The following is a 22,962-nucleotide window of genomic DNA, read 5'->3' as shown; positions in this document are numbered from 1 at the left end:
AAGCCTTCGCGAGCGGGCTCGCTCCCACACGTCATGTGTTGGTATGTCGCTGCGCTCAGTCGAGCTTGCCCAACTGCGGTTTTTGCGGCGGTGGAGTCGGCTCGGGCGGGATTTCAGGTCCCACTGGCACCAACTTGTACTCCTGACCCTGCAAGTTCTTGAGGTACACCTCCATCTGCTGGAACGAGATGTTGATCTGGTGGTTCTTGAACTCGCGGTTGATAAAGCGGTTCACTTCGTCGATCACCGGATTGCGGTCGCCCAGGTCACGTACGTGCATGCGCAGTTCGTGGTCCAGGGTGCTGGCGCCGAAGTTGAGGAAATACACGTGTGGCTCAGGGTCTTTGAGTACGCGCGGATTCTCCTGGGCAGCCTTGAGCAGCAGGCTTTTCACCAGATCCAGATCCGAACCGTAGTCCACACCCAGTTTGAGGGTGACGCGGGTGATGGTGTCGGTCAGGGACCAGTTGATCAGTTGCCCGGTGATAAAGGTCTTGTTCGGGACGATGATGTCTTTACGGTCGAAGTCAGTGATGGTGGTCGCACGAATGCGGATCTTGCTCACGGTGCCCGACAGGTTGCCGATGGTGATGGTGTCGCCGATACGCACCGGGCGCTCGAACAGGATCATGATCCCGGAGATAAAGTTGGCGAAAATTTCCTGCATGCCGAAGCCCAGGCCTACTGACAGCGCGGCGACAAGCCATTGCAACTTGTCCCAGCTCACGCCCAGGGTCGACAGGGTGGAGACAAAGCCCACGCCGATGATCACGTAGGTCAGCAGGGTGGTGGTGGCGTAGGCGCTGCCCTGGCCCAGGTCGAGGCGAGACAGCACCAGCACCTCCAGCAGCCCGGGCAGGTTGCGCGCCAGCGCAATACTGATGCCGATGATGACCAGCGCACCGATCACGTCGCCAATACTGATGGGCACCATGCTCATATTGGCGCCGCTGCCGCTGGTGTATTCGTAAAGAGTGATGTTGTCGAGGTAGGAGAATACCGAGATCAAGTCGGCCCATACCCAATACAAGATGCCGATAAAGCCCGCCAGAAGGGCCAGACGAATCAGGCGCAGCGATTGCTGGTTGACCTGTTCGATGTCCAGCGTCGGCTCTTCAATGATGATGTCGTTGCCTTCGCCCGCTTCCTTGGCTGCCTGACGCTTGGCCAGTGCGCGTTGATAAGCCAGGCGCCGTGCCGCAACCGCCAGGCCGCGTACAAAGGCCGCTTCGACCACCAGCCACAACATCAGCAGGTAGAGAGTGTTGATCAGGCGGTCGCTGAGTTTCAGCGCGGTGTAGTAGTAGCCAAAACAGACGGCAACGAACAATGCCAGTGGCAACAGCGCAAAGGCAAACCCGAGCAATTTGCGCAGGCGATAGGCTTTTGTCGCCGTCTCGAAGTCGTTGAGCAGCAGACGGCATAGCAGCCAGGCCATGGCGGCATAACAACTCAACACCACGAGGATGCCCAGTACGTCGTCTGCCAGTGCCGCGGGTTGTTGCTCGGCAAAAGCGACCACGGCCACCAGGGCCAGCACTACAAAGCCGAGCTTGCGAATCCAGTTTTGCAGGAACGAGACCAGGGATTTTTCCCAGCGAAAATGCAGTTCGGCCACGCCGCCAGGCGCCAGAATCCGGTAGGCCGTATAGAACACCAGCCAGGCTTCGGCCATCTGGATCAGCGCCGCGCCCGTATTGGCGTTCATGCCTCTGGCATCGGTTTGCAGGGCATAGCCGCACAGCGCCAGTGCCAGGGAAATGGGCATTGCCAGCAAAATATTGATCAGAATCGCCAGCGGCGTATGCCATTGGCTGTCGCGCTTGAAGTGGCCAATGTCCTGATGGATTTTGTTCAATTTGCTGTAGAGATAACTGCGCTTCCACAGCAGGGCGGCCACCACCAGCAGGAACGGCAGGAACAGTAGCGGCCTTTCTACCAGGCCTTCTGCCAGCTCGCTGACGCTGGAGCCCCAGGGCAGGGTGGTGACTTGCTGTTCAAGCTGGCGCGGGGCAGTTTCCAGCCACTCCAGATCCAGCGGTTTGTTGCTGGGAATCCAGAACATTTGCTCGTCCAGGGTGGAGCGCAAGCTCTGGGCGGTGCTGAGCAATTGTTTCTGGTTCAGTTGCAGCGTGATCGATTCGTTGAGCAGGGAGCTTAACTCGCGGTTCAGGCGGTCCAGCAGATCACTGCGGGTGTTGACCAGTTCAAGCAGGGTTTTGCGCAGTTGGGGAGTGACTTGATCGGCAGGCTGGGTCGAGAGCAGGTTGTCGACGTAGGACGTAGGGTTGCTGATCAGTTCCCGTTGCTGGTTGATTTCAAACTGGTACAGGCGAATATCGGCGATTTCGTCCGCCAGATTCTTGTCCATTTTCTGCAGGCGCGGCAGGGCCTGTTTCTGCTTATAAAGAATTTTGGATAGCAGCAAACTGCCCTTGAGCACGTTGATTTGCTCATCCAGCGCCTGGTCGCTTTGGGTGACGTTATCCAGTTGCTGCTTGGTTTCGAGGTTCTGCTGGGTGACTTCATTGAGGCGGTCGGTGCTGCGCAGCAGGTAGTCGGAAAGCTTGAGGTTGATCGCACTTTCAGTCGCCAGCAGGCTGCTGCTGCCGGACTTTTTAGCCTCGATGGATTGCTCGGTCACGGTCTGTTGCGACTGCGCCAGACGCTTTTGGTTGATCAGGGTTTGCAGCTCCTGGATTTCCTGATCCTGGCGCGTGGTTTTTTCCAGCAGCAGGTCGTGCTGGCTGCCGCTCAGGTCTTGCAGCAGGCTATTGCCGGCCAATTCCTGACGGCGCAGGGCGATCAAGGCCGTGAGCGAGGCGGCTTCGGCGTTGAGCTGGTTGCGCTGATCGGGGGTGAGCAATTTGCCATTGTCGCGCCCGGTTTTCAGGGTGTTGCTGATCTGCTGGATACGTGTCTGGCTATTGCTGATTTCAGCTTGAGCCCGCTCTGGTCGGGTTTGCGCCGCAATGCTCTGGCTGTTGGCGATGGCCAGTGCTTTTTGCAGTTCGCCTTGTTGGGTGGTGCGCTCAGCCAGCATTTGCTCCAGCTGCGGTACGGACAGGTCGCTGTAACGCTGGGCCACGGGTATGGCTTTGCTGGCCTTGAGGCGGGCCAGTTCACGCTGGTTTTCGCTGGTCTGGCGCGGCGCATTGCTGAGCTGTTGTTTGACGTCGTTCAGGCGTTGTTCGTAATCGGACTTGCTGTCCAGCAGGGTGAGCGTTTGCTGGAGCACCGCCTGCAGGGCTTTCTGATCAGCGTCTGGCAGCTTGCGATCAGCAATTTTGTCCAGGCTTTGCTGCACCGATTCGGTGGTGGGCGGTTCGGCAGCGTGCAGCGTGCCGACACAAAGGCTCAGACCGAGCAGGACTGTTGCGATGAACGTGCGCAGAGTTGGCATAGATACCGGTCAGACAAAGGTCAGAAAGTTGGAGTTTAGAGGAACAGCCCGGGCCCCGGTGCACTTCCTTCGGGGAATCTGACGCCCACTTTGGCTATCTTGTTCCCGTCCATAACGGCGACAGTCCAAATGGTGTTGTTCCACTCCACCTGGTCACCGACCACCGGCGCGCCGCCGACCTTGTGCGCAATAAAGCTGCTGAGCGGAATGTTGGGGTCGATGCCGTCCAGCTTCAGGCCGTACAACGCCGACACAGCGCCCAACTGGGCGTCGCCTTCGAGCACAAAGTCGCCAAAAAAGCGCAGATCCAGGCCGCGGCTCGGCGGCTGGCTGAACAGTTTGCCCAGGGCGGGCAAGTTGTGTTCGTGACCGATGACACAGAGTAAATCGCCAATTTCCAGGGTTGTGCTACCCGACGGATGGAGCAGTTTTTGATCGCGAAACAAGGCCGCGATCCGGGTACCTTCGGGCATTTTCAGTTCACGCAGGGCAGCTCCGATGCACCAGTTTTGTGCGTCTAGGCGATAAACAAACAGTTCCCACTCGCTGGTGACATGCACTTCAAGTGCCGAGCGGGAGACGGGCGCCAAGTCAGGCGGCACTGTCACTTTGAGCAGTTTGGCGACCCATGGCAGGCTGGTGCCTTGCACCAGGAGGGACACCAGCACGATAAAGAATGCCAGGTTGAAATACAGCTGAGCATTGGGCAGCCCGGCCATCAGCGGGAATACCGCCAGAATGATCGGCACCGCGCCGCGCAGGCCCACCCAGGCTATGAAGGCTTTCTCACGGCCGTGGAACGCCTTGAAGGGCAGCAGGCCAACCATCACCGACAGTGGGCGTGCGAACAGGATCATCCACAGGGCCAGGGCCAGGGCGGGAATGGCGATCGGCAGCAAGTCATGGGGCGTCACCAGCAGACCCAGAACCAAAAACATGCCGATCTGAGCCAGCCAGGCCATGCCGTCGAGCATATGCAAAATGCCGTGACGGCTGCGGATCGGGCTGTTGCCGACCACCAGGCCGCACAGGTAGACGGCGAGGAAGCCGCTGCCGTGCAGGGCGTTGGTCAAGGCGAATACCACCAGTCCGCCCGCGATCACCAGAATCGGGTATAGGCCGTTGGCCAGATTGATGCGGTTGACCATTTGCAGCAGCAGCCAGCCACCGGCCAGTCCGACCGTGCCGCCGATTCCGAATTCGCGCAGCAAATCGAGTAGCAGCGTCCAGTGCAAGCGGGTCTCACCGCTGGCGAGCATGTCGATCAGGGTGACGGTGAGAAACACCGCCATAGGGTCGTTGCTGCCGGATTCGATCTCAAGGCTGGCCGAGACCCGTTCGTTCAGGCCCTTGCCTCCCAGCAGCGAGAACACGGCTGCCGCATCGGTCGAACCGACGATGGCGCCCACCAGCAGCCCCTGGATCAAGTTGAGGTTGAACAGCCAGGCGGCCATCAAGCCAGTCAGTCCGGTGGTGATCATCACCCCCACTGTGGCCAGCGACAGCGCGGGCCATAGCGCCACTCGAAAACTGGAGACCCGCGTGCGCAGGCCACCGTCGAGCAAAATCACCGCCAGGGCGAGGTTACCCACCAGATAGGCAGTGGGATAGTTGTCAAAAATGATGCCGCCGCCATCGACACCCGCCGTCATGCCTACCGCAAGGATGATGACCAGAATCGGGATGCCCAGACGTGAGGACAGGGAACTTACCAGAATGCTTGCACCTACCAGCAACGCACCGATCAAGAACAGGCTGTTGATGGTTGTCGCATTCAAAGGCAGTACTCCAGAAAACTAAAAGGCAGGGCGCAAACGGCTCATGCAGTCTACGTGCCAGCGATTCTAACCTGCGTTATTGGCGGGCTGTCAAAAAGGTTTTGTGCGGGGTGGTTGTCTTCCAAATCCAAACAAGCCTCGCACGCTGCATCTGATGCTTTGGCGCAGTGTCTTTGCATTTCTGACATGGCCAGCAGCAATGGTTGGATACCGTCATGTGCGCAGTATGGCGGGTATCAGGGCATCTTCTGACGAAAATACGAGATGGGGACTGCATTTCATTATTGGACTTATTCTGTCTACTTCCGCCTCAATTTAACTCTGCGGGGCGAAAAAATGCCGTCATCTCTATTGAAAAAAGATAATCCTGAGTCAGAAGAATCAACACCGGCTCAGAGTGTGCACACGTTCTTTGTGATTTCCGTGAAGAAATTCATGGTCCTGTATTTCATGACGATGGGGTTGTATTCGATTGTCTGGTTTTATGAACACTGGAAGCACTATCGGTTGGCGACTGGGGTCAAGGTTTGGCCGGCAGTTCGTGCTTTTTTCGGGGCGTTAATGATTTTCTCCTTGTTCTCTAAAGTCCAAAAGTCACTGAGTGAGTCGGGACGAGATTACGAGTGGTCCCCAGTCGTGCGTGGAACATTGATTTTTGCCATTACAGTCGCGAGCATTATTTCTTCAGTGATAGGTAATGCCACCTTTATTCCTGTGTGGCTAGTTGTCGCCAATGTCATGATCTTAGGCGTATTCGGTTTTTTGCTGGCAGGTGCCCAGAGAGCTATCAACTTTTTGGAAACCGACCCCGAAGGCCATGGTAATTCGACCTTATCGTTTGCCAACGGAATCTGGGTAGGGGTGTTTGGCTATTTTTGGTTAGGTTGGATTTTCATTTTTTTCACCGCGATGAATCTCGAGGCCTGAGCCTTCTTTACGTTCGCAAAGCCTCAACCCATAAAAAAACCGGGCAACCCCTTCGGGTACCCGGTTTTTTAGTGCCTGCTCAAACCATCAGCCGATGGTCATCAGGCTCGCGTTACCACCAGCAGCAGCGGTGTTGACGCTCAGTGCGCGCTCGATCACCAGGCGCTCCAGGGCGATGTTGGTTTCGCCTTGGGACAAGCCTTGCACACCCACGATGGCACCTGCGCGCTGGGCCACTTGCTGGCACACGTCACGCAACTGATCGCAGTCGCCGTGGTGCAACACAGCGTCGAAGATCACGTCGTCCTTGGTCCAGTCAGCCACCAGCGTGATGCGTGCTTGCACCTCTTTTGGCAGGCGGGCGTACAAGGCCTTTGCCAGTTCGCTTTGCGGCAGTACGGCGGTGCTGCCCACAGCCAGTACCGCAGCCAGTTGGGTCAGCAGATCGCTTTCGACTTCAGCCAGGCACAGCACGTGTTCGCGCGGCAGAATGGCGTAGCTGTTGCGTTCGCCGGTCGGGCCGTTGAGCAAGCGAGTGATGCCGCTTTGTGAATGCGCAGCGTACTCGGTGCACAGTTCTGCCAACGCGGGTTGCTGGTTGCCGGTTGCCCAAGTTTGCAGGGCGCTGAGTGGTTTGCTCAGGGCTTCGCGGGCCTGGGTGTCCGGAGCGCTGATGGCATCGACCTTGGCGAACGATTGCTCGATTGCATTGCCCGGACGGGTAGACAGCAGGCGGTACAGGTACAGCGGGCCACCGGCTTTCGGGCCTGTGCCCGACAAGCCTTCGCCGCCGAACGGTTGCACGCCGACCACAGCGCCTACGATGTTGCGGTTGACGTAGACGTTACCGGCGTTGACGTTGTTGACCACTTTGGCAATGGTTTCGTCGATGCGGGTGTGTACGCCCAGCGTCAGGCCGTAACCCGAAGCGTTGATCTGTGCGATCAGTTGGTCGATGTCTTTGCGCTTGTAGCGCACCACGTGCAGCACCGGTCCGAAGATTTCACGCTCCAGCTCGTCGAAGCTTTCGAGTTCAATCAGGGTTGGCATGACGAAAGTGCCACGCTTGCATTCTTCGATATCGGCAATGGCCATCTGGTAAACAGTGCGGCCTTTGTCGCGCATGCCCTGGATGTGTTGCTCGATCCCGGCCTTGGCTTCGGCGTCGATCACCGGGCCAATGTCTACGTTCAGGCGCTCAGGGTTACCCATGCGCGATTCGGCCATGGCACCTTTGAGCATTTCGATGACGCGGTCTGCCGAATCTTCCTGCAGGCACAGTACTCGCAGTGCGGAGCAACGCTGACCGGCGCTGTCGAAGGCTGAGGACACCACGTCGATAACCACTTGTTCGGTCAGCGCCGAGGAGTCAACGATCATGGCGTTCTGGCCGCCGGTTTCGGCGATCAGCGGGATAGGACGGCCTTGAGCATCCAGACGGCCTGCCACGTTGCGTTGCAGCAAGCGTGCAACTTCGGTGGAACCGGTGAACATCACGCCTTTGACCCGATCGTCGCCGACCAGGCGCGCTCCGACCGTTTCGCCGCGACCTGGCAGCAATTGCAGCACGCCTTGCGGGATGCCCGCTTCGAGCATGATGCGCACAGCTTGAGCCGCTACCAGCGGTGTTTGTTCCGCAGGCTTGGCCAGTACCGGGTTACCGGCAGCCAGTGCCGCAGCAACTTGACCGCTGAAAATGGCCAGCGGGAAGTTCCACGGGCTGATGCAGACCACCGGACCCAGCGGGCGGTGGGCATCGTTGGTGAAATCGTTGCGAGCCTGTACCGCGTAGTAGCGCAGGAAGTCGACCGCTTCGCGCACTTCGGCAATGGCGTTGGCGAACGTCTTGCCCGCTTCACGGGCCAGCAGGCCCATCAGTGGCTGGATCTCGGCTTCCATCAGGTCCGCGGCGCGTTCCAGGATCGCAGCGCGTTCAGCAGGCGGGGTGGCCTGCCAGATCGGCGCGGCGCTCAGGGCGCACTGGATAGCGTTGTCGGCATCTTCAACGGTGGCTTCTTGCACATAACCGACCACGTCACGCAGGTCGGCCGGGTTGAGGACAGCCGCAGGCGTTTCGCTGCTGGAATCGCAACCGAGCATCGGCGCGGCTTTCCAGTCGTTGTGGGCCGTGGCCAGCAAGGCACAGGACAACGACGCCAAGCGGTGTTCGTTGGACATGTCGATGCCGCTGGAGTTGGCGCGTTCGCTACCGTACAGGTCACGCGGCAGCGGGATACGCGGGTGCGGCAAACCGAAGCCGCCTTCCGCTGTCGCCATCTGCTCGATCTGGCTCACCGGGTCGGCCACCAACTGGTGGATCGCGATTGTGTGGTCGGCGATGCGGTTAACGAACGAAGTGTTCGCACCGTTTTCCAGCAAGCGACGAACGAGGTAAGCCAGCAGTGTTTCGTGGGTGCCAACTGGAGCGTACACGCGGCACGGACGGTTCAGCTTCCCTTCGGAAATTTTACCTACAACCTGTTCGTAGAGCGGCTCGCCCATGCCGTGCAGGCATTGGAATTCGTACTGGCCAGGGTAGTAGTTCTGACCCGCGATGTGGTAAATCGCCGACAGCGTTTGGGCGTTGTGAGTGGCGAACTGCGGGTAGATGGCTTCTGGCACGGCCAGCAGCTTTTTCGCGCAAGCGATGTAGGACACGTCGGTGTACACCTTGCGGGTGTAGACCGGATAGCCTTCCAGGCCTTCAACCTGAGCGCGCTTGATTTCGCTGTCCCAGTAGGCGCCTTTCACCAGGCGGATCATCAGGCGATGACGGCTGCGGCGAGCCAGGTCGATCACGTAGTCGATCACGTACGGGCAGCGTTTCTGGTAAGCCTGGATCACGAAACCGATGCCGTTCCAGCCAGCCAGTTGCGGCTCGAAGCACAGGCGCTCCAGCAGGTCGAGGGAGATTTCGAGGCGGTCAGCTTCTTCGGCGTCAATGTTGAGGCCGATGTCGTACTTCTTGGCCAGCAACGTCAGCGACAGCAGGCGCGGGTACAACTCGTCCATCACGCGCTCGTATTGGGCGCGGCTGTAACGCGGGTGCAGGGCCGACAGCTTGATCGAAATACCCGGGCCTTCGTAAATGCCACGTCCGTGGGAGGCTTTGCCGATCGAGTGGATGGCTTGCTCGTAGGACGCGAGGTATTTCTGGGCGTCATGTTCGGTCAGTGCAGCTTCACCGAGCATGTCGTAGGAATAACGAAAGCCCTTGGCTTCAAAGCGCGTGGCGTTGGCCAGGGCTTCGGCGATGGTTTCGCCGGTCACAAACTGCTCGCCCATGAGGCGCATGGCCATGTCGACGCCCTTGCGGATCATCGGCTCGCCGCTTTTGCCGATGATGCGGCTCAGGGAGGAGGTCAGGCCTGCTTCGTTGTGGGTCGACACCAGCTTGCCGGTCAGCAGCAGGCCCCAGGTCGCTGCGTTAACAAACAGCGACGGGCTGTTGCCCAGGTGCGGGTGCCAGTTGCCGGTGCTGATCTTGTCGCGGATCAGGGCGTCGCGGGTGCCTTTGTCCGGAATACGCAACAGCGCTTCGGCCAGGCACATCAGGGCTACGCCTTCCTGGGACGACAGGGAGAACTCTTGCAGCAAGCCTTGCACGATACCGGCACGGCCACCGGCGCTCTTCTGATTGCGCAGTTTCTCGGCAATCGAGGCAGCCAGGGTTTGTGTGGCTTCTGCCATCGGTGCAGGCAGGCGCGCTTGCTCGAGCAGCATTGGCACGACTTCTGGCTCCGGGCGACGGTAAGCAGAAGTGATTGCGGCACGCAGTACGGACTGGGGCAGGATGCTTTCTGCAAACTCCAGGAAGCACTGATGTGCGTGATCGGCTTGCACGTCGTCGGCGTCATCGCTGGCGTTGCCAGGGATGCCGCTCAACTCGGTCAGGGTTGCACCACCCTCGAGTTTTTCCAGGTAATTGAAGATTGCCTGCTTGATCAGCCAATGTGGCGTGCGATCAATCGAGGTCGCGGCAGCCTTGAGGCGCTCGCGGGTAGGGTCGTCAAGTTTGACCCCAAGGGTGGTGGTAGCCATATTTTTATCCTCATGGGTGCCACATTTGCGTGGCAGCAGCTGGCGGCAAGATTAGCGCTGCGCTGAAAGAGGTGCAACCTAGTGCAACCCGTTTTTTTGCGGATTGTTCTACGCTTCGTCAGGATTTTTTGAATGGGAAGAGAGCGGAGCACTGGTGTGGTGCTTTTTTATTGGTTTTGCGCTGTTTTTGCTCCGAAAAGGAGCAAAAACACCGAATTAAGGCGAAAAGGCGACAAGGTGCAACTTGGGCGGTAGAAACTGGTTGCACCTTATTTGCTTTGTTGCATAGCATTCGCGCCCAAGGTGCAACCTCCTACTAAGATGGGTTCATCGGCTGATGGATTTCCTGGGGAAACATCAGTCATAAATGCGCGGCAAGGTTGATCGTCTCAAACAGGACGTTTGTGAGCGTACGGCCAGACCGCCGCTAAACATAAAAACAATGCCAGGGCTTTATCAATGAGTGTTAGTAACCCAACCCTGATCACGTTCGTGATCTATATCGCGGCAATGGTGCTGATCGGCCTCATGGCCTATCGCTCCACCAACAACCTTTCTGACTATATTCTCGGTGGCCGTAGCCTGGGCAGTGTTGTCACTGCATTGTCTGCTGGCGCTTCCGACATGAGCGGCTGGTTGTTGATGGGTTTGCCAGGCGCGATTTACATGTCCGGTCTGTCGGAAAGCTGGATCGCCATTGGCTTGGTGGTCGGTGCTTATCTGAACTGGCTGTTTGTTGCCGGTCGCCTGCGGGTACAGACCGAGCACAACGGTGATGCGCTGACCCTGCCGGATTACTTCTCCAGCCGTTTTGAAGACAAAAGCGGTTTGCTGCGGATTATTTCGGCCGTCGTGATCCTGGTGTTCTTCACCATTTACTGCGCGTCCGGCATCGTGGCCGGTGCCCGTCTGTTCGAAAGCACGTTCGGCATGTCTTACGAAACAGCCTTGTGGGCCGGCGCTGCGGCGACCATTGCCTACACCTTCATCGGCGGCTTCCTGGCCGTGAGCTGGACTGACACCGTTCAAGCCACCCTGATGATCTTCGCGCTGATCCTGACGCCTATCATCGTGCTGCTGGCCACTGGCGGCGTAGACACGACCTTCCTGGCCATCGAGGCCAAAGACCCTAGCAACTTCGACATGCTCAAGGGCACGTCCTTTATTGGCATCATTTCGTTGATGGGCTGGGGCCTGGGTTACTTTGGCCAACCGCACATCCTGGCGCGTTTCATGGCCGCTGATTCGGTCAAGTCGATCGCCAAGGCGCGTCGCATCTCCATGGCCTGGATGATCCTGTGTCTGGTCGGTACGGTTGCTGTGGGCTTCTTCGGTATCGCTTACTTCTCGGCACATCCGGAAGTGGCAGGTCCTGTGAATGAAAACCCTGAGCGCGTGTTCATCGAACTGGCCAAATTGCTGTTCAACCCATGGATTGCCGGTGTACTGCTGTCGGCCATTCTGGCTGCAGTAATGAGTACCCTGAGCTGCCAGTTGCTGGTGTGTTCCAGCGCCCTGACTGAAGACTTCTACAAATCCTTCCTGCGTAAAAATGCGTCCCAGGTGGAGTTGGTGTGGGTCGGTCGTGCCATGGTTCTGCTGGTTGCACTGATCGCCATCGCCCTGGCGGCCAACCCTGAAAACCGTGTTCTGGGTCTGGTGAGCTATGCGTGGGCAGGCTTCGGTGCTGCTTTCGGTCCGGTTGTACTGATCTCGGTAATGTGGAAAGGCATGACCCGTAATGGCGCATTGGCCGGTATTCTGGTCGGTGCCATCACCGTGATCGTGTGGAAGCATTTCGAACTGTTCGGTCTGTATGAAATCATCCCGGGCTTCATCCTGGCCAGCCTGGCCATCGTACTGGCGAGCCTGATGGGCAAAGGCCCGACCAAGGGCATGGTTGAGCGCTTTAATGCTGCTGAGAAAGATTTCCAGCAAAACCACTGATCGGGCAAGCGCATGCGCTGACCTGAAGGTGTTCTGAAACGGCCCGTCTCCTGGTGAGACGGGCCGTTTTTTTGTTTGTGCGTTATTCACCGTATCTCGGAAAAACGGCCTGCCACCTGACGTCAGGTTACGTACAAGGTAAACTTCGCCCCCTGCGCAGGAGCAACCATGAACTATCGTCACGCCTTCCACGCCGGCAACCATGCCGACGTCTTCAAACATATCGTCTTGACTCGCCTCATCGCCCTGATGTCGCGCAAAGAGCAGCCTTTTGCCTACCTCGATACCCACGCCGGTATTGGTCTGTACGACCTCAAGGGCGATCAGGCCAGCCGTACGGGTGAGTATCTGGAAGGCATCGCACGGTTGTGGGGCCAGAAAGACCTGCCAGCAGTGACTGATGACTACATGCAAGTGCTGCACAAGATGAACCCGGATGGGGAGTTGCGTTATTACCCGGGTTCGCCGGAGTGGGCGCGTCGCTTGACCCGTTCCCATGACCGCGTGCTGTTGAACGAAAAACACCCCGAAGACGGTGTGTTGCTCAAGGACAACATGAAAGGTGATCGCCGCGTCGCCGTGCATTTGGGCGAAGGTTGGCATGTGCCGCGGGCGCTGCTGCCGGTGGCCGAGAAGCGTGGGTTGATGCTGATTGACCCGCCGTTCGAGAAGCTGGACGAGATGAAGCGCTGCGCTGAATCGTTGAAAGACGCGATCAGCCGTATGCGTCAGACCGTGGTAGCGATCTGGTACCCGATCAAGGACAAGCGCCAGCTGCGCCGTTTTTATCAGGACCTGGCGGGTTCAGGCGCGCCGAAGTTGTTGCAGGTAGAGTTGTTCGTTCACCCGCTGGACACGCCCAACAGCCTCAATGGCTCGGGTTTGGCGATTGCCAACCCGCCTTGGGGGCTGGAAGAAGAACTGCGTGAGCTGATGCCGTGGCTGGCCAAGAAACTGGGGCAAACCCAGGGTGGCTGGCAAATGGAGTGGTTGATCGCTGAGTAAGCTGATGTTGTAGTCGCTGACGAGGTACGAGGCGGCGAAAAGGGCCGAAGGACCTTCAGGATGCCGGGGCTGCTTCGCAACCCATCGCAGCCTCGTTCCTTGTCAGCGACTACAGGAGTAGCCTTTGATCAAATCGGGCAAGTCACGCCGGTACCGCCAATGCCGCAGTAACCTTGTGGGTTCTTTGCCAGGTATTGCTGGTGGTACGCCTCGGCGAAGTAGACCGTTGGCGCCTGCTCAATTTCAGTGGTGATGTTGCCCAGGCCTGCCTTGTCCAGTTCAGCCTGGAACACTTGCTTGCTGGCCAGTGCTTCGTCCAGTTGCTCAGGCGTGGTGCAGTAGATCACCGAGCGGTACTGGGTGCCGATGTCGTTGCCCTGGCGCATGCCCTGGGTCGGGTTATGCAGTTCCCAGAACATTGCCAGCAATTGCTTGTAGCTGACGATTTCTGGCTCGTAGACCACCAGCACCACTTCGGTGTGACCGGTCAGGCCCGAGCAGACCTCTTCGTAAGTCGGGTTCGGCGTGTAGCCGCCCGCATAGCCCACCACGGTGCTGACCACGCCTTCACGTTCCCAGAACTTGCGCTCTGCACCCCAAAAGCAGCCCAGGCCAAAAATCGCAAAGTCCACATTCTTTGAAAACGGGCCCAGCAGCGGTTCGCCGGTGACGTAGTGGGTTTCCGGCAACTGTACGTGTGTGTCGCGGCCCGGCAGGGCTTGTTCTTTAGTAGGGAGCACGTTTTTATTCACCAGGATTTCCGAGCGCAAGACCATGGTTCAAGTCCTCTCAGTCAGAGTGTAGGAAGCCGCTAGTGTGCCCGAGTGTCGCCGCGCTGTCAGGCCGCGGGGCCACGCGGGTAGCGTTTGAGTTTTTCAATCAGTTCGCTGCCGGGGATCGGGCGATCGAACAGATAGCCCTGGCCCACATCACAGCGATGGCGGCGTAGGAATGCCAACTGTGCAGCGGTTTCGATGCCCTCGGCAACCACTTTGAGCTTGAGGTTGTGGGCCATGGCGATCACGGCTGAGGTGATCTCCATGTCGTTCTGGTTGTCAGGAATGTCTTTGATAAAGCTGCGATCGATCTTGATGATATCGATCGGGAATTTCTTCAAGTAGCTGAGCGATGAATAGCCGGTGCCGAAATCGTCCATGGCCAGGGTCAGACCGAGCTTCTTTAACTGATCGAGTTGCAGTCGGGTGTCGTCGGTGGCCTCCAGCAGCAAGCCTTCGGTCAGTTCCAGCTCCAGCAGTGCGGCCGGGAGCTGTTCTTCCTTGAGGATGCTGGCAATTGAGGCCACCAGGTCCGGGTCGGAAAACTGCTTGGGTGAGACGTTGATCGCCACTTGCAGATTACCCAGCCCGGCCAGGCTCAGTTGCTTGCTCATGCGGCAGGACTGGCGGGCGACCCATTTGCCGATAGGAATGATCAGCCCTGTTTCTTCGGCCACGCTGATGAACTGGTCTGGGCGGATCATTCCGTTCTTGGGGTGGTTCCAGCGCAGCAGGGCTTCCATGCCCAGCAATCGCCCGGTGCGAAGGCACAGCTTGGGCTGATAAAACACTTCGAGTTCATTTTGCGTGAGGGCGCGGCGCAGGTTGTTTTCGACAAACAGCTTGTAGCTTGCTTCGGCATTCAACGCTTCGGTAAACACTTGCACCTGATGCTTGCCGCAGGCTTTGGCCTTGTGCAGGGCCAGACCGGCGTTGCGCATCAGGGTTTGCGGGTCGCGGCCGTGCAAGGGGGCACAGGACACACCGACCGAGCCGGTAACGCTGATCAGTTGGTTGTCGACGAACATCGGTTTGTCGAGGGTCATCAGCAGTTGGCTGGCAATCTGCTGACCGGTCACCAGGTCAGTGTCGTCCAGCAGCACCGCGAATTCATTGCTGGCAAAGCGCGCCAGGCCGTCGCTGGGGCTCAGGCTGTTGCGCAGGCGGCGGGCCAGGCTGATCAGCAGCTTGTCACCGGTCTGATGACCGAGGCTGTCATTGATGCGCTTGAAGTTGTCGATGTCCACCAGCAACAAGCAAACCTGTGTGCTGCTGTTGCGGGCGAAACGTTCATCGAGGCTGCGGATAAAAGCCGGGCGATTGCCCAGATTGGTCAGGTTGTCGGTGTAAGCGAGGCGCTCGATACGCTGCTGCGCCAGCTTGGCGTCGGTGATGTCTTCGTAAATACCGATGTAGTGGGTCAGTTCCCGGTTGTCGTCATAAACCTTGGAGATCGACATCTGGCCCCAGTAGGGTTCCAGGTTTTTACGCCGACTTTTGAACTCACCCTGCCAGCTGTTGCCATTGCTCAGGCTTGAATGGGCATCGAAGAGTAACTCGCTGAGGTTTTCCAGCGCGGGCAGCTCGGACAGCTTGTGGCCCTGGACTTCTTCGGTGCTGTATTGGGTGATGGCGGTAAAACTGGGGTTTGCGTATTCCACCACGCCGTCGCAGTTGACCAGCAAAAAAGCGTTGGCGCTTTGCTCGACCGCGCGTTTAAACAGGCGCAGGGCGCTGGTGGCGGTACGTCGATTATGGTTGTTGATGACCTGGGCAAACTGGTCGGCCAACTCGCCGGCAAAGGCGATTTCATCCGCCTGCCAAACGCGGGTCTTGCCCACTTGCTCCAGGCACAGCACGCCGACTACCTGCCCATCGATGCGTATGCCCGCATCGAGCATGGCGCCGGGTTCGCAGGGCCCTAAATTTGCCACCAGTTCGCGGGTTCGCATGTCGCGACTGGCGTTCGAGGCGTCGATCGAGCGGCTGGTGTGCAAGGCTTCGAGGTAGTCGGGGAACAGACTGGCGTCGAAGCTATCTTGCGCGATATGGGCCTGAGTCTCGCGTTGGAAAGCCGAAACCGGCAAAAACTGATTGCCTTCAAGGTTCCACAGGCTTGCGCCATCGATTTGATAGATGTCGCAGGCGCTGCGGGTGATCAGTTCGGCGGCTTCTTTGAGCGAGTTGTGCTGGCTGTAGCGGTGGCGAGCCAGGCGCAGGATCAAGTCTTGCTGGGCGCGTACGCGTTCCAGATGCTGGAGTTGATCGTGCTGGGCGCGCTGGTTGAGTGCCAGTGCGATTTGCAGGCGGCTGTTTTGAGTCTCAAGCTCAGCTACAGGAGCTGGCAACGGGCTGGCAGCGCTGTCTTCAATCGCCAGCAGGTAGCCCCGCAAGAAGTGACGGTTGTGCTGTTTGTACGCTTCGCCCAATTCCATCAGGTTCAATGGGCCGAGAGCGGTGTGCAAGGTGTAATGCACCACGTAGTGGTGGCTGGTTCTGAGTTGGTGCTCAATGGCATCGTGCAGTCGATAGCGTGCTTGAGGCTCCATCAAGCTGGCGTAAGGCGAGCCAACCAGCGCGCACAGCTCTGCCGCGGGCACACCGAATTGGCGTTCGCAGTGAGGGTCGATGTAGAGCATGGCCCAGCTGGCTTCATTCAGCCGTTCGAAACGCAGCATGCCAAGCCTGGAAGGCACTGGGAGCTGGGTCACGACCTCGGCTGCCATCCGCGGGGCAGCATCGGGTTGGCTTTTCATTAGGGCACTCGCTTCACAAATGCGGATTGCGCACGGGCTGTCACCCTGTTTCTGTGGTTTGCGGCAAGGTTGCATCATGCTCATGGCGCTGACAAGCGAACATAAAGGCTAAGTGCTATAGGTGCTTATCGGCCGGCCGGCAGATTTCTGCAGGCCGTACGACAAGGTTTAGCAGTTATGTCAGCGTAATGATCGTTGACTCGATGATTCGACCATTTTTATTGTGAAAATCGACCTTGAGCTTCTGGCCTTCAATGGTCAGGCAAGCGAAGTTGTCCTCACTCACTACGCGGCTGGTGAGCTTGAGTGTGTAAGTACCTGTGCCGACCGTCGTCAGGGGGCCGTTGACGACCAGATCACTGGCTTTGGCATACGGCAGCAACTTGGTATTGCACAAAGGTGAGGACACGATGCTGTGCACGACAAACCCCGGGTTTTTGCTGTGGGTCAGTTGGCAGGTGAGAGAGCCGTGAATGTCACCGGAAATGAAGACCACGTTTTTGATGGCGTTGGCGCGAATGGTTTCAAGAATCCGGTTGCGCTGCGCCGCGAATGCCTTCCAGCCATCATCGCCGCGTTGTTGGTCGGGCATGAACATCACGCTGCTGACGATGAACTTCACCTTGGCAGTGCTGTTGATCAGCCATTTCAGCAGTGCGTATTCCTGTCGGGTGCCGATCATGCTTTTGGCGTTGCCAGACAGCGTGCGCTCAGTACGGCAGTCCATGACAAACCAGTCGATATCGCCATCGCCAAACCAATACCAGTAGCGGCTCAGGTTCCGGTTGATACGCCCGTTGGGCAGCAGGTCGTGTGCCGGGCCGTGGCTGCATTGATAGATCTCATAAGCCGTCATGGCATTGTTATAGAGCTCCCGGTCGGCACTGCTCTGATTGGCTGGCCAGTTATCTTCGATTTCGTGGTCGTCGAGAATCATGTAGGTCGGCGTGCCCGACATCAGATTGCGGATATGGGGTTGGGAAAACGCCGCCTGGTATTTTTTGCTGATAGCGGCGAACTCGCGGTCCGGCAACAGGACATTCAGGTCGTCGACATACACCTGATCACCCGTCATCACGACGGCATCCAGAGGGTTCTGGCGGTTAAGTGAGCTGATGGCGCTAAAAATCGCGTCGCCCAACTGTGGTGCCGAAGGTATGCCTGCTGTAAGTCTGAGGTAACGGCATGAGCCTGAAACGTAGCGACGTACACGGTTGGGTTGGTTCGACGTGGTCTTGAAGGTGTAGAAATTTGACGGCCAATTGAGCGGGATCTGGGCAACGGTTTCGGGTGTGTGGTCAAGGCGAGTGGTGGAGAACCAGCCTGCTTGGTACTCATAGCGGGTATTTGAGCCTAGCCCGCTCAGAATCAGGGTGTCGGACATATCGAACTCAGGGCTCAGCCTTGAATACACGCCTGCGGACCACTGGCTCTCACCGGCCTTTCGATGGCGGATACCCGCGAATACGGCGTTGTTTTTATCGGATGCGCCGCGCACAAAAATACGGGCGTGTTGGGCAGTGGTAAATCCCAGAATCGGGCCAACGGTCGGTCTGTTCACATCGAAATCCTTTCTGATGTAAGGCGAAATTGATCGCGTGGTTAAAGTCCTTTGGTTAACCGTAGAAGCCCACGGGGAGGCGACCCACTCCTGGATTCCGCATGGGTTGTAGGGCGGGGGAGGTACGGCTGGTGGGAGATTGTTTGTATGGGAATGGCTAAATCGCAGGCAAAAAAAAGCCCCGCCAAATGGCGGGGTTGAGGTACGAGCGTGGCGCTCGGAAAACAGTGCGCTACCCCGGCCTTCGGTGAGGAAGGCCGGGGCGTGGCTTACAACAGGATAGTGCGGATGTCGCCCAGCAACTGGCTCAGACGCTGGGTGAAGCGTGCAGCAGCAGCGCCGTTGATCACACGGTGATCGTAGGACAACGACAGAGGCAGCATCAGTTTCGGCTGGAAGGCTTTGCCATCCCAGACCGGCTGGATGGTTGCCTTGGAAACGCCGAGGATCGCCACTTCCGGTGCGTTGACGATCGGCGTGAAGCCGGTGCCGCCAATGTGACCGAGGCTGGAAATGGTGAAGCACGCGCCTTGCATGTCGTCTGCGGTGAGCTTCTTGTCGCGGGCTTTGGCAGCCAGCGCAGCCGCTTCAGCCGCCAGTTGCAGCAGGCTCTTCTGATCAACGTTCTTGATTACAGGGACCAGCAAGCCATCCGGGGTGTCTACGGCAAAGCCGATGTTGACGTACTTCTTGCGAATGATCGCTTTGCCGCTAGGCGCCAGCGAGCTGTTGAAGTCTGGCATTTCCTTGAGCAGGTGCGCGCAGGACTTGAGCAGCAGAGGCAGTACGGTCAGTTTCACACCGGCTTTTTCTGCGACGGCTTTTTGCGCGACGCGGAAGGCTTCCAGCTCAGTGATGTCAGCCTGATCGAACTGAGTCACGTGCGGGATGTTCAGCCAGCTGCGGTGCAGGCTCGACGCGCCGATTTGCATCAGGCGAGTCATGGCCACTTCTTCAACTTCGCCGAAGCGGCTGAAGTCCACGACCGGGATCGGCGGAATGCCAGCACCACCGGTTGCACCGGCGGCTGGAGCTTCCTTGGCCTTCTGCATCATGGTTTTGACGTAAGCCTGCACGTCTTCCTTGATCACACGGCCGTGTGGGCCGGTTGGGCTGACCGCGCTCAGCTCGACGCCGAATTCACGGGCCAGTTGACGCACGGCAGGGCCGGCGTGAACTTTGGCACCCTTCGGCGCAGGCGCGGCGGCCGGGGCAGGTGCTGCCTCGGCTTTTGCAGCGGGTGCCGGAGCAGCAGCAGGGGCTTCAGCTTTTGCCGCAGCCGGAGCAGCAGCCTGGGCTGGAGCTGCAGGCGCAGCAGCGCCGGCAACCTTGAGCTTGAGGATGAAGTCGCCAGTGCCGACTTCGTCGTCCAGCTTGACCGAAATGCTCTCAACCACACCGGCGGCTGGCGATGGAATTTCCATGCTGGCCTTGTCGGATTCGAGGGTGATCAACGATTGATCAGCCTCAACGGTATCGCCGGCCTTGACCAGGACTTCGATGATTTTGGCCTTGCCCGACGAGCCGATATCCGGGACATGGATGTCCTGGATGGTGGCAGCGGCAGGTGCAGCCGGGGCCGCAGGGGCCTCGGCAGCAGGGGCAGCAGCAGGTTTTTCAGCCGCAGCCGGAGCTTGGGCTGCCGCCGCCGGGGCTGCAGCTTCAGGCGCCGCAGCGGCGCCCTCGGCTTCCAGTTCCAGCAGTTCGTCGCCTTCTTTCAAGCGGTCGCCCAGCTTGACCTTCAGGCTTTTGACGATACCGGCTTTAGGCGCAGGGATTTCCATGCTCGCCTTGTCCGATTCCAGCGTCAGGATGCTCTGATCGGCTTCGATACGGTCGCCGACTTTTACAAACAGCTCGATGACTTCACCGTCGCCGCTGCCGATGTCAGGTACTCGAATGAGTTCGCTCACAAATATTCTCCTCAGCAGTCCAGTGGGTTGCGTTTTTCCGGGTTGATGCCGAACTTGACGATTGCTTCTGCAACCACCTTAGGTTCGATATCACCACGGTCAGCCAGTGCTTCCAGGGCTGCCAACACCACGAAGTGACGGTCTACTTCAAAGAAGTGACGCAGTTTTTTGCGGCTGTCGCTGCGGCCGAAACCGTCAGTGCCCAGCACTTTGAATTCCTTGACCGGTACCCACTGACGAATCTGTTCAGCGAACAGCTTCATGTAGTCGGTAGAGGCAATCACCGGACCTTTACGGCCAGTCAGGCACTCTTCGACGTAGCTCAGCTTAGGCTTCTGGCCCGGGTGCAGGCGGTTGCTGCGCTCAACGGCCAGGCCGTCGCGACGCAATTCGTTGAAGCTGGTAACGCTCCATACGTCAGCGCCGATGTTGAACTGTTCACGCAGGATGATCGCCGCTTCACGGACTTCACGCAGGATGGTGCCGGAGCCCATCAGCTGAACGTGGTGTGCCGCTTCCTTGGTGTCTTCCTCGAGCAGGTACATCCCTTTGACGATGCCTTCCTCGACACCGGCCGGCATGGCTGGCTGCTGGTAAGACTCGTTCATCACGGTGATGTAGTAGAAGACGTCCTGTTGCTCTTCGGTCATCTTCTTCATGCCGTCCTGAATGATCACCGCCAGCTCATAGCCGTAGGTTGGATCAAAGGTGCGGCAGTTCGGGATGGTACCGGCCAGGATGTGGCTGTGACCGTCTTCGTGCTGCAGGCCTTCACCGTTGAGCGTGGTGCGCCCGGCGGTGCCGCCGATCAGGAAGCCACGGGTGCGGCTGTCGCCAGCGGCCCAGGCCAGGTCGCCAATACGCTGGAAGCCGAACATCGAGTAGAAGATGTAGAACGGCAGCATCGGCTGGTTGTGGTTGGAGTACGAAGTACCGGCAGCGATGAAGGAGCTCATGGCGCCTGCTTCGTTGATGCCTTCTTCGAGGATCTGACCTTTTTTGTCTTCGCGGTAGAACATCACCTGGTCTTTATCGACTGGCTCGTAGAGCTGGCCGACGGACGAGTAGATGCCCAACTGACGGAACATGCCTTCCATACCGAAGGTACGGGCTTCGTCCGGGATGATCGGAACGATGCGCTGACCGATTTCCTTGTCCTTGACCAACTGCGCCAGGATGCGCACGAAAGCCATGGTGGTGGAAATTTCACGGTCGCCGGAGCCGTCAAGGATGGCCTTGAGGGTGTCCAGAGGCGGGGTCGGAATGCTGGTGCTCATTGCGCGGCGCTGAGGAACGAAGCCACCCAGTGCAGTGCGGCGCTCGCTCAGGTAGCGGGCTTCGGCGCTGCCTTCTTCTGGTTTGAAGAATGGCAGGTTTTCGATTTCGTCGTCTTTAACCGGGATGTCGAAACGATCGCGGAACAACTTCAGGCTTTCAACATCAACTTTCTTGGTGTTGTGCGCCGTGTTTTTCGCTTCGCCGGCACCGGTGCCATAACCTTTGATGGTCTTGGCCAGGATCACGGTTGGCTGGTTCTTGTGGTTGACCGCTTCGTGGTACGCCGCGTAGACCTTGTACGGGTCGTGGCCGCCACGGTTGAGTTTCCAGATCTCGTCGTCGGACAGATCAGCAACCATCGCCTTGAGCTCTGGCGTGTTGAAGAAGTGCTCGCGTACGAACGCGCCGTCTTTGGCTTTGTAGTTCTGGTACTCGCCGTCGATGACTTCGTCCATGCGACGTTGCAGGATACCGTCGACGTCTTTGGCCAGCAGTGGGTCCCAGAAACGACCCCAGATGACTTTGGTCACGTTCCACTGAGCACCGCGGAAGACGCCTTCGAGTTCCTGGATGATCTTGCCGTTGCCGCGAACCGGGCCATCAAGGCGCTGCAGGTTGCAGTTGATAACGAAGATCAGGTTGTCCAGGTTTTCACGGCCAGCCAGGGAGATTGCGCCCAGGGATTCTGGTTCGTCGCACTCGCCGTCGCCCAGGAAACACCAGACTTTTTGCTTGCCGGCCGGGATGTAGCCACGGGCTTCCAGGTACTTCATGAAGCGTGCCTGGTAGATCGCCTGGATCGGGCCAAGGCCCATCGATACAGTCGGGAACTGCCAGAAATCAGGCATCAGCCAAGGGTGCGGGTAGGACGACAGGCCCTGACCGTCTACTTCCTGGCGGAAGTTGTTCATTTGTTCTTCGGTGATCCGGCCTTCCATGAACGCACGGGCGTAAACGCCTGGCGAGGTGTGACCCTGGAAGTAGATCAGGTCGCCGCCGTGTTCGTCGGTCGGGGCCTGGAAGAAGTAGTTGAAGCCGATGTCATACAGGGTTGCGCTGGAAGCGAAGCTGGAGATATGACCGCCCAGGTCAGAATCTTTCAAGTTCGTGCGCATCACCATGGCCATGGCGTTCCAGCGAACCAGCGAGCGAATGCGGCGTTCCATGAACAGGTCGCCAGGCATGCGTGCTTCGTGGGTTACAGGAATCGTGTTGCGGTAAGGCGTGGTGATGGCATACGGCAGCTGCGAACCGGTGCGGGTAGCGAGCTCACCCATACGGGTCATCAGGTAGTGAGCGCGGTCTTCGCCTTCTTTGTCGAGAACCGATTCCAGGGCGTCCAGCCATTCCTGGGTTTCGACGGGATCGAGGTCTTGCATGGCTTGCTCCAGGGCGGATAGGCTTCCAGAATCGGTTGCCTGAGTTTGCGACTGGCCTTGTGGGCAGACGACATAAATTCTTGGATGGCCGGAGGTTGGTTCCAGCGGCGTGTAGTTTTACTACAAATCGTCGGCCATTTCAGCCTTTCAAGTGTAAGACTCAGTAGTAAAACTACAGGATTGGTCCTGATAGCCATC

11 protein-coding genes are annotated in these 22,962 nt (G+C 58.3%); 3 read left to right on the top strand and 8 right to left on the bottom strand.

Annotated features, from left to right (window positions below):
- Positions 1 to 55: 55 nt before the first annotated feature.
- The gene (gene mscK / locus RGV06_RS12785; protein WP_019825338.1) at positions 56 to 3,403 is read right to left on the bottom strand and encodes a mechanosensitive channel MscK; all 3,348 of its coding nucleotides are present in this window, start codon (positions 3,401 to 3,403) and stop codon (positions 56 to 58) included.
- Between the two features lie 35 nt (positions 3,404 to 3,438).
- Positions 3,439 to 5,181 (bottom strand): potassium/proton antiporter, encoded by a 1,743-nt coding sequence (locus tag RGV06_RS12780; RefSeq protein WP_019825340.1) that lies wholly within the window; start codon positions 5,179 to 5,181, stop codon positions 3,439 to 3,441.
- 264 nt (positions 5,182 to 5,445) lie between these two features.
- Between RGV06_RS12780 and RGV06_RS12775 the strand changes: the two genes are divergently transcribed.
- Positions 5,446 to 6,108, top strand: a complete 663-nt coding sequence (locus RGV06_RS12775) for a hypothetical protein (RefSeq protein ID WP_322150141.1) — start codon at positions 5,446 to 5,448, stop codon at positions 6,106 to 6,108.
- An 87-nt stretch (positions 6,109 to 6,195) separates the two neighbouring features.
- Here RGV06_RS12775 and putA read toward each other — a convergent pair whose 3' ends face one another.
- A complete protein-coding gene (gene putA, locus RGV06_RS12770; protein ID WP_048352365.1) occupies positions 6,196 to 10,149 on the bottom strand; it encodes a trifunctional transcriptional regulator/proline dehydrogenase/L-glutamate gamma-semialdehyde dehydrogenase in 3,954 nt (1,317 codons plus the stop codon).
- Between the two features lie 459 nt (positions 10,150 to 10,608).
- Here putA and putP point away from each other — a divergent pair, with 459 nt between their 5' ends.
- On the top strand, positions 10,609 to 12,096 hold the full coding sequence (putP, locus tag RGV06_RS12765) for a sodium/proline symporter PutP (RefSeq protein WP_019825344.1): 1,488 nt from the start codon (positions 10,609 to 10,611) through the stop codon (positions 12,094 to 12,096).
- A gap of 168 nt (positions 12,097 to 12,264) precedes the next feature.
- On the top strand, positions 12,265 to 13,101 hold the full coding sequence (locus RGV06_RS12760; protein ID WP_019825346.1) for a 23S rRNA (adenine(2030)-N(6))-methyltransferase RlmJ: 837 nt from the start codon (positions 12,265 to 12,267) through the stop codon (positions 13,099 to 13,101).
- Between the two features lie 128 nt (positions 13,102 to 13,229).
- On the opposite strand, the gene msrA is transcribed toward RGV06_RS12760, so the two are convergent.
- The 5 genes from msrA to aceE all read right to left on the bottom strand — a co-directional run bounded on the left by msrA (position 13,230) and on the right by aceE (position 22,764).
- Positions 13,230 to 13,877 carry a peptide-methionine (S)-S-oxide reductase MsrA gene (gene msrA / locus RGV06_RS12755; protein WP_322150140.1) on the bottom strand — a complete coding sequence of 216 codons (648 nt, stop codon included), beginning with the start codon at positions 13,875 to 13,877 and terminating at the stop codon, positions 13,230 to 13,232.
- Positions 13,878 to 13,939: 62 nt separating this feature from the next.
- Positions 13,940 to 16,633 carry a putative bifunctional diguanylate cyclase/phosphodiesterase gene (locus RGV06_RS12750; protein ID WP_322150139.1) on the bottom strand — a complete coding sequence of 898 codons (2,694 nt, stop codon included), beginning with the start codon at positions 16,631 to 16,633 and terminating at the stop codon, positions 13,940 to 13,942.
- Between the two features lie 175 nt (positions 16,634 to 16,808).
- Positions 16,809 to 18,194: an alkaline phosphatase D family protein gene (locus tag RGV06_RS12745; RefSeq protein WP_322150138.1), complete on the bottom strand. Its 1,386-nt coding sequence runs from the start codon at positions 18,192 to 18,194 to the stop codon at positions 16,809 to 16,811.
- A gap of 269 nt (positions 18,195 to 18,463) precedes the next feature.
- Complete coding sequence (aceF, locus tag RGV06_RS12740; protein WP_322150137.1) at positions 18,464 to 20,107, bottom strand: dihydrolipoyllysine-residue acetyltransferase; 1,644 nt, start codon at positions 20,105 to 20,107, stop codon at positions 18,464 to 18,466.
- Between the two features lie 11 nt (positions 20,108 to 20,118).
- Entirely contained in the window at positions 20,119 to 22,764 is a 2,646-nt protein-coding gene (aceE, locus tag RGV06_RS12735) for a pyruvate dehydrogenase (acetyl-transferring), homodimeric type (RefSeq protein WP_019825356.1), read from the bottom strand.
- Between the last annotated feature and the right edge of the window lie 198 nt (positions 22,765 to 22,962).

This window comes from Pseudomonas sp. CCI3.1, from assembly GCF_034313985.1.
Classification (GTDB): Bacteria; Pseudomonadota; Gammaproteobacteria; order Pseudomonadales; family Pseudomonadaceae; genus Aquipseudomonas; species Aquipseudomonas psychrophila.
Note: the sequence above shows the minus strand (reverse complement) of the source record. Positions and strands in the feature narration are given on the sequence as shown.

Coding starts and splice junctions, on each gene's coding strand:
- RGV06_RS12775 (WP_322150141.1), top strand. CDS start 5,446: ATGGGGACTGCATTTCATTATTGGACTTATTCTGTCTACTTCCGCCTC.
- putA (WP_048352365.1), bottom strand. CDS start 10,149: ATGGCTACCACCACCCTTGGGGTCAAACTTGACGACCCTACCCGCGAG.
- aceE (WP_019825356.1), bottom strand. CDS start 22,764: ATGCAAGACCTCGATCCCGTCGAAACCCAGGAATGGCTGGACGCCCTG.
- putP (WP_019825344.1), top strand. CDS start 10,609: ATGAGTGTTAGTAACCCAACCCTGATCACGTTCGTGATCTATATCGCG.
- msrA (WP_322150140.1), bottom strand. CDS start 13,877: ATGGTCTTGCGCTCGGAAATCCTGGTGAATAAAAACGTGCTCCCTACT.
- mscK (WP_019825338.1), bottom strand. CDS start 3,403: ATGCCAACTCTGCGCACGTTCATCGCAACAGTCCTGCTCGGTCTGAGC.
- RGV06_RS12750 (WP_322150139.1), bottom strand. CDS start 16,633: ATGAAAAGCCAACCCGATGCTGCCCCGCGGATGGCAGCCGAGGTCGTG.
- RGV06_RS12760 (WP_019825346.1), top strand. CDS start 12,265: ATGAACTATCGTCACGCCTTCCACGCCGGCAACCATGCCGACGTCTTC.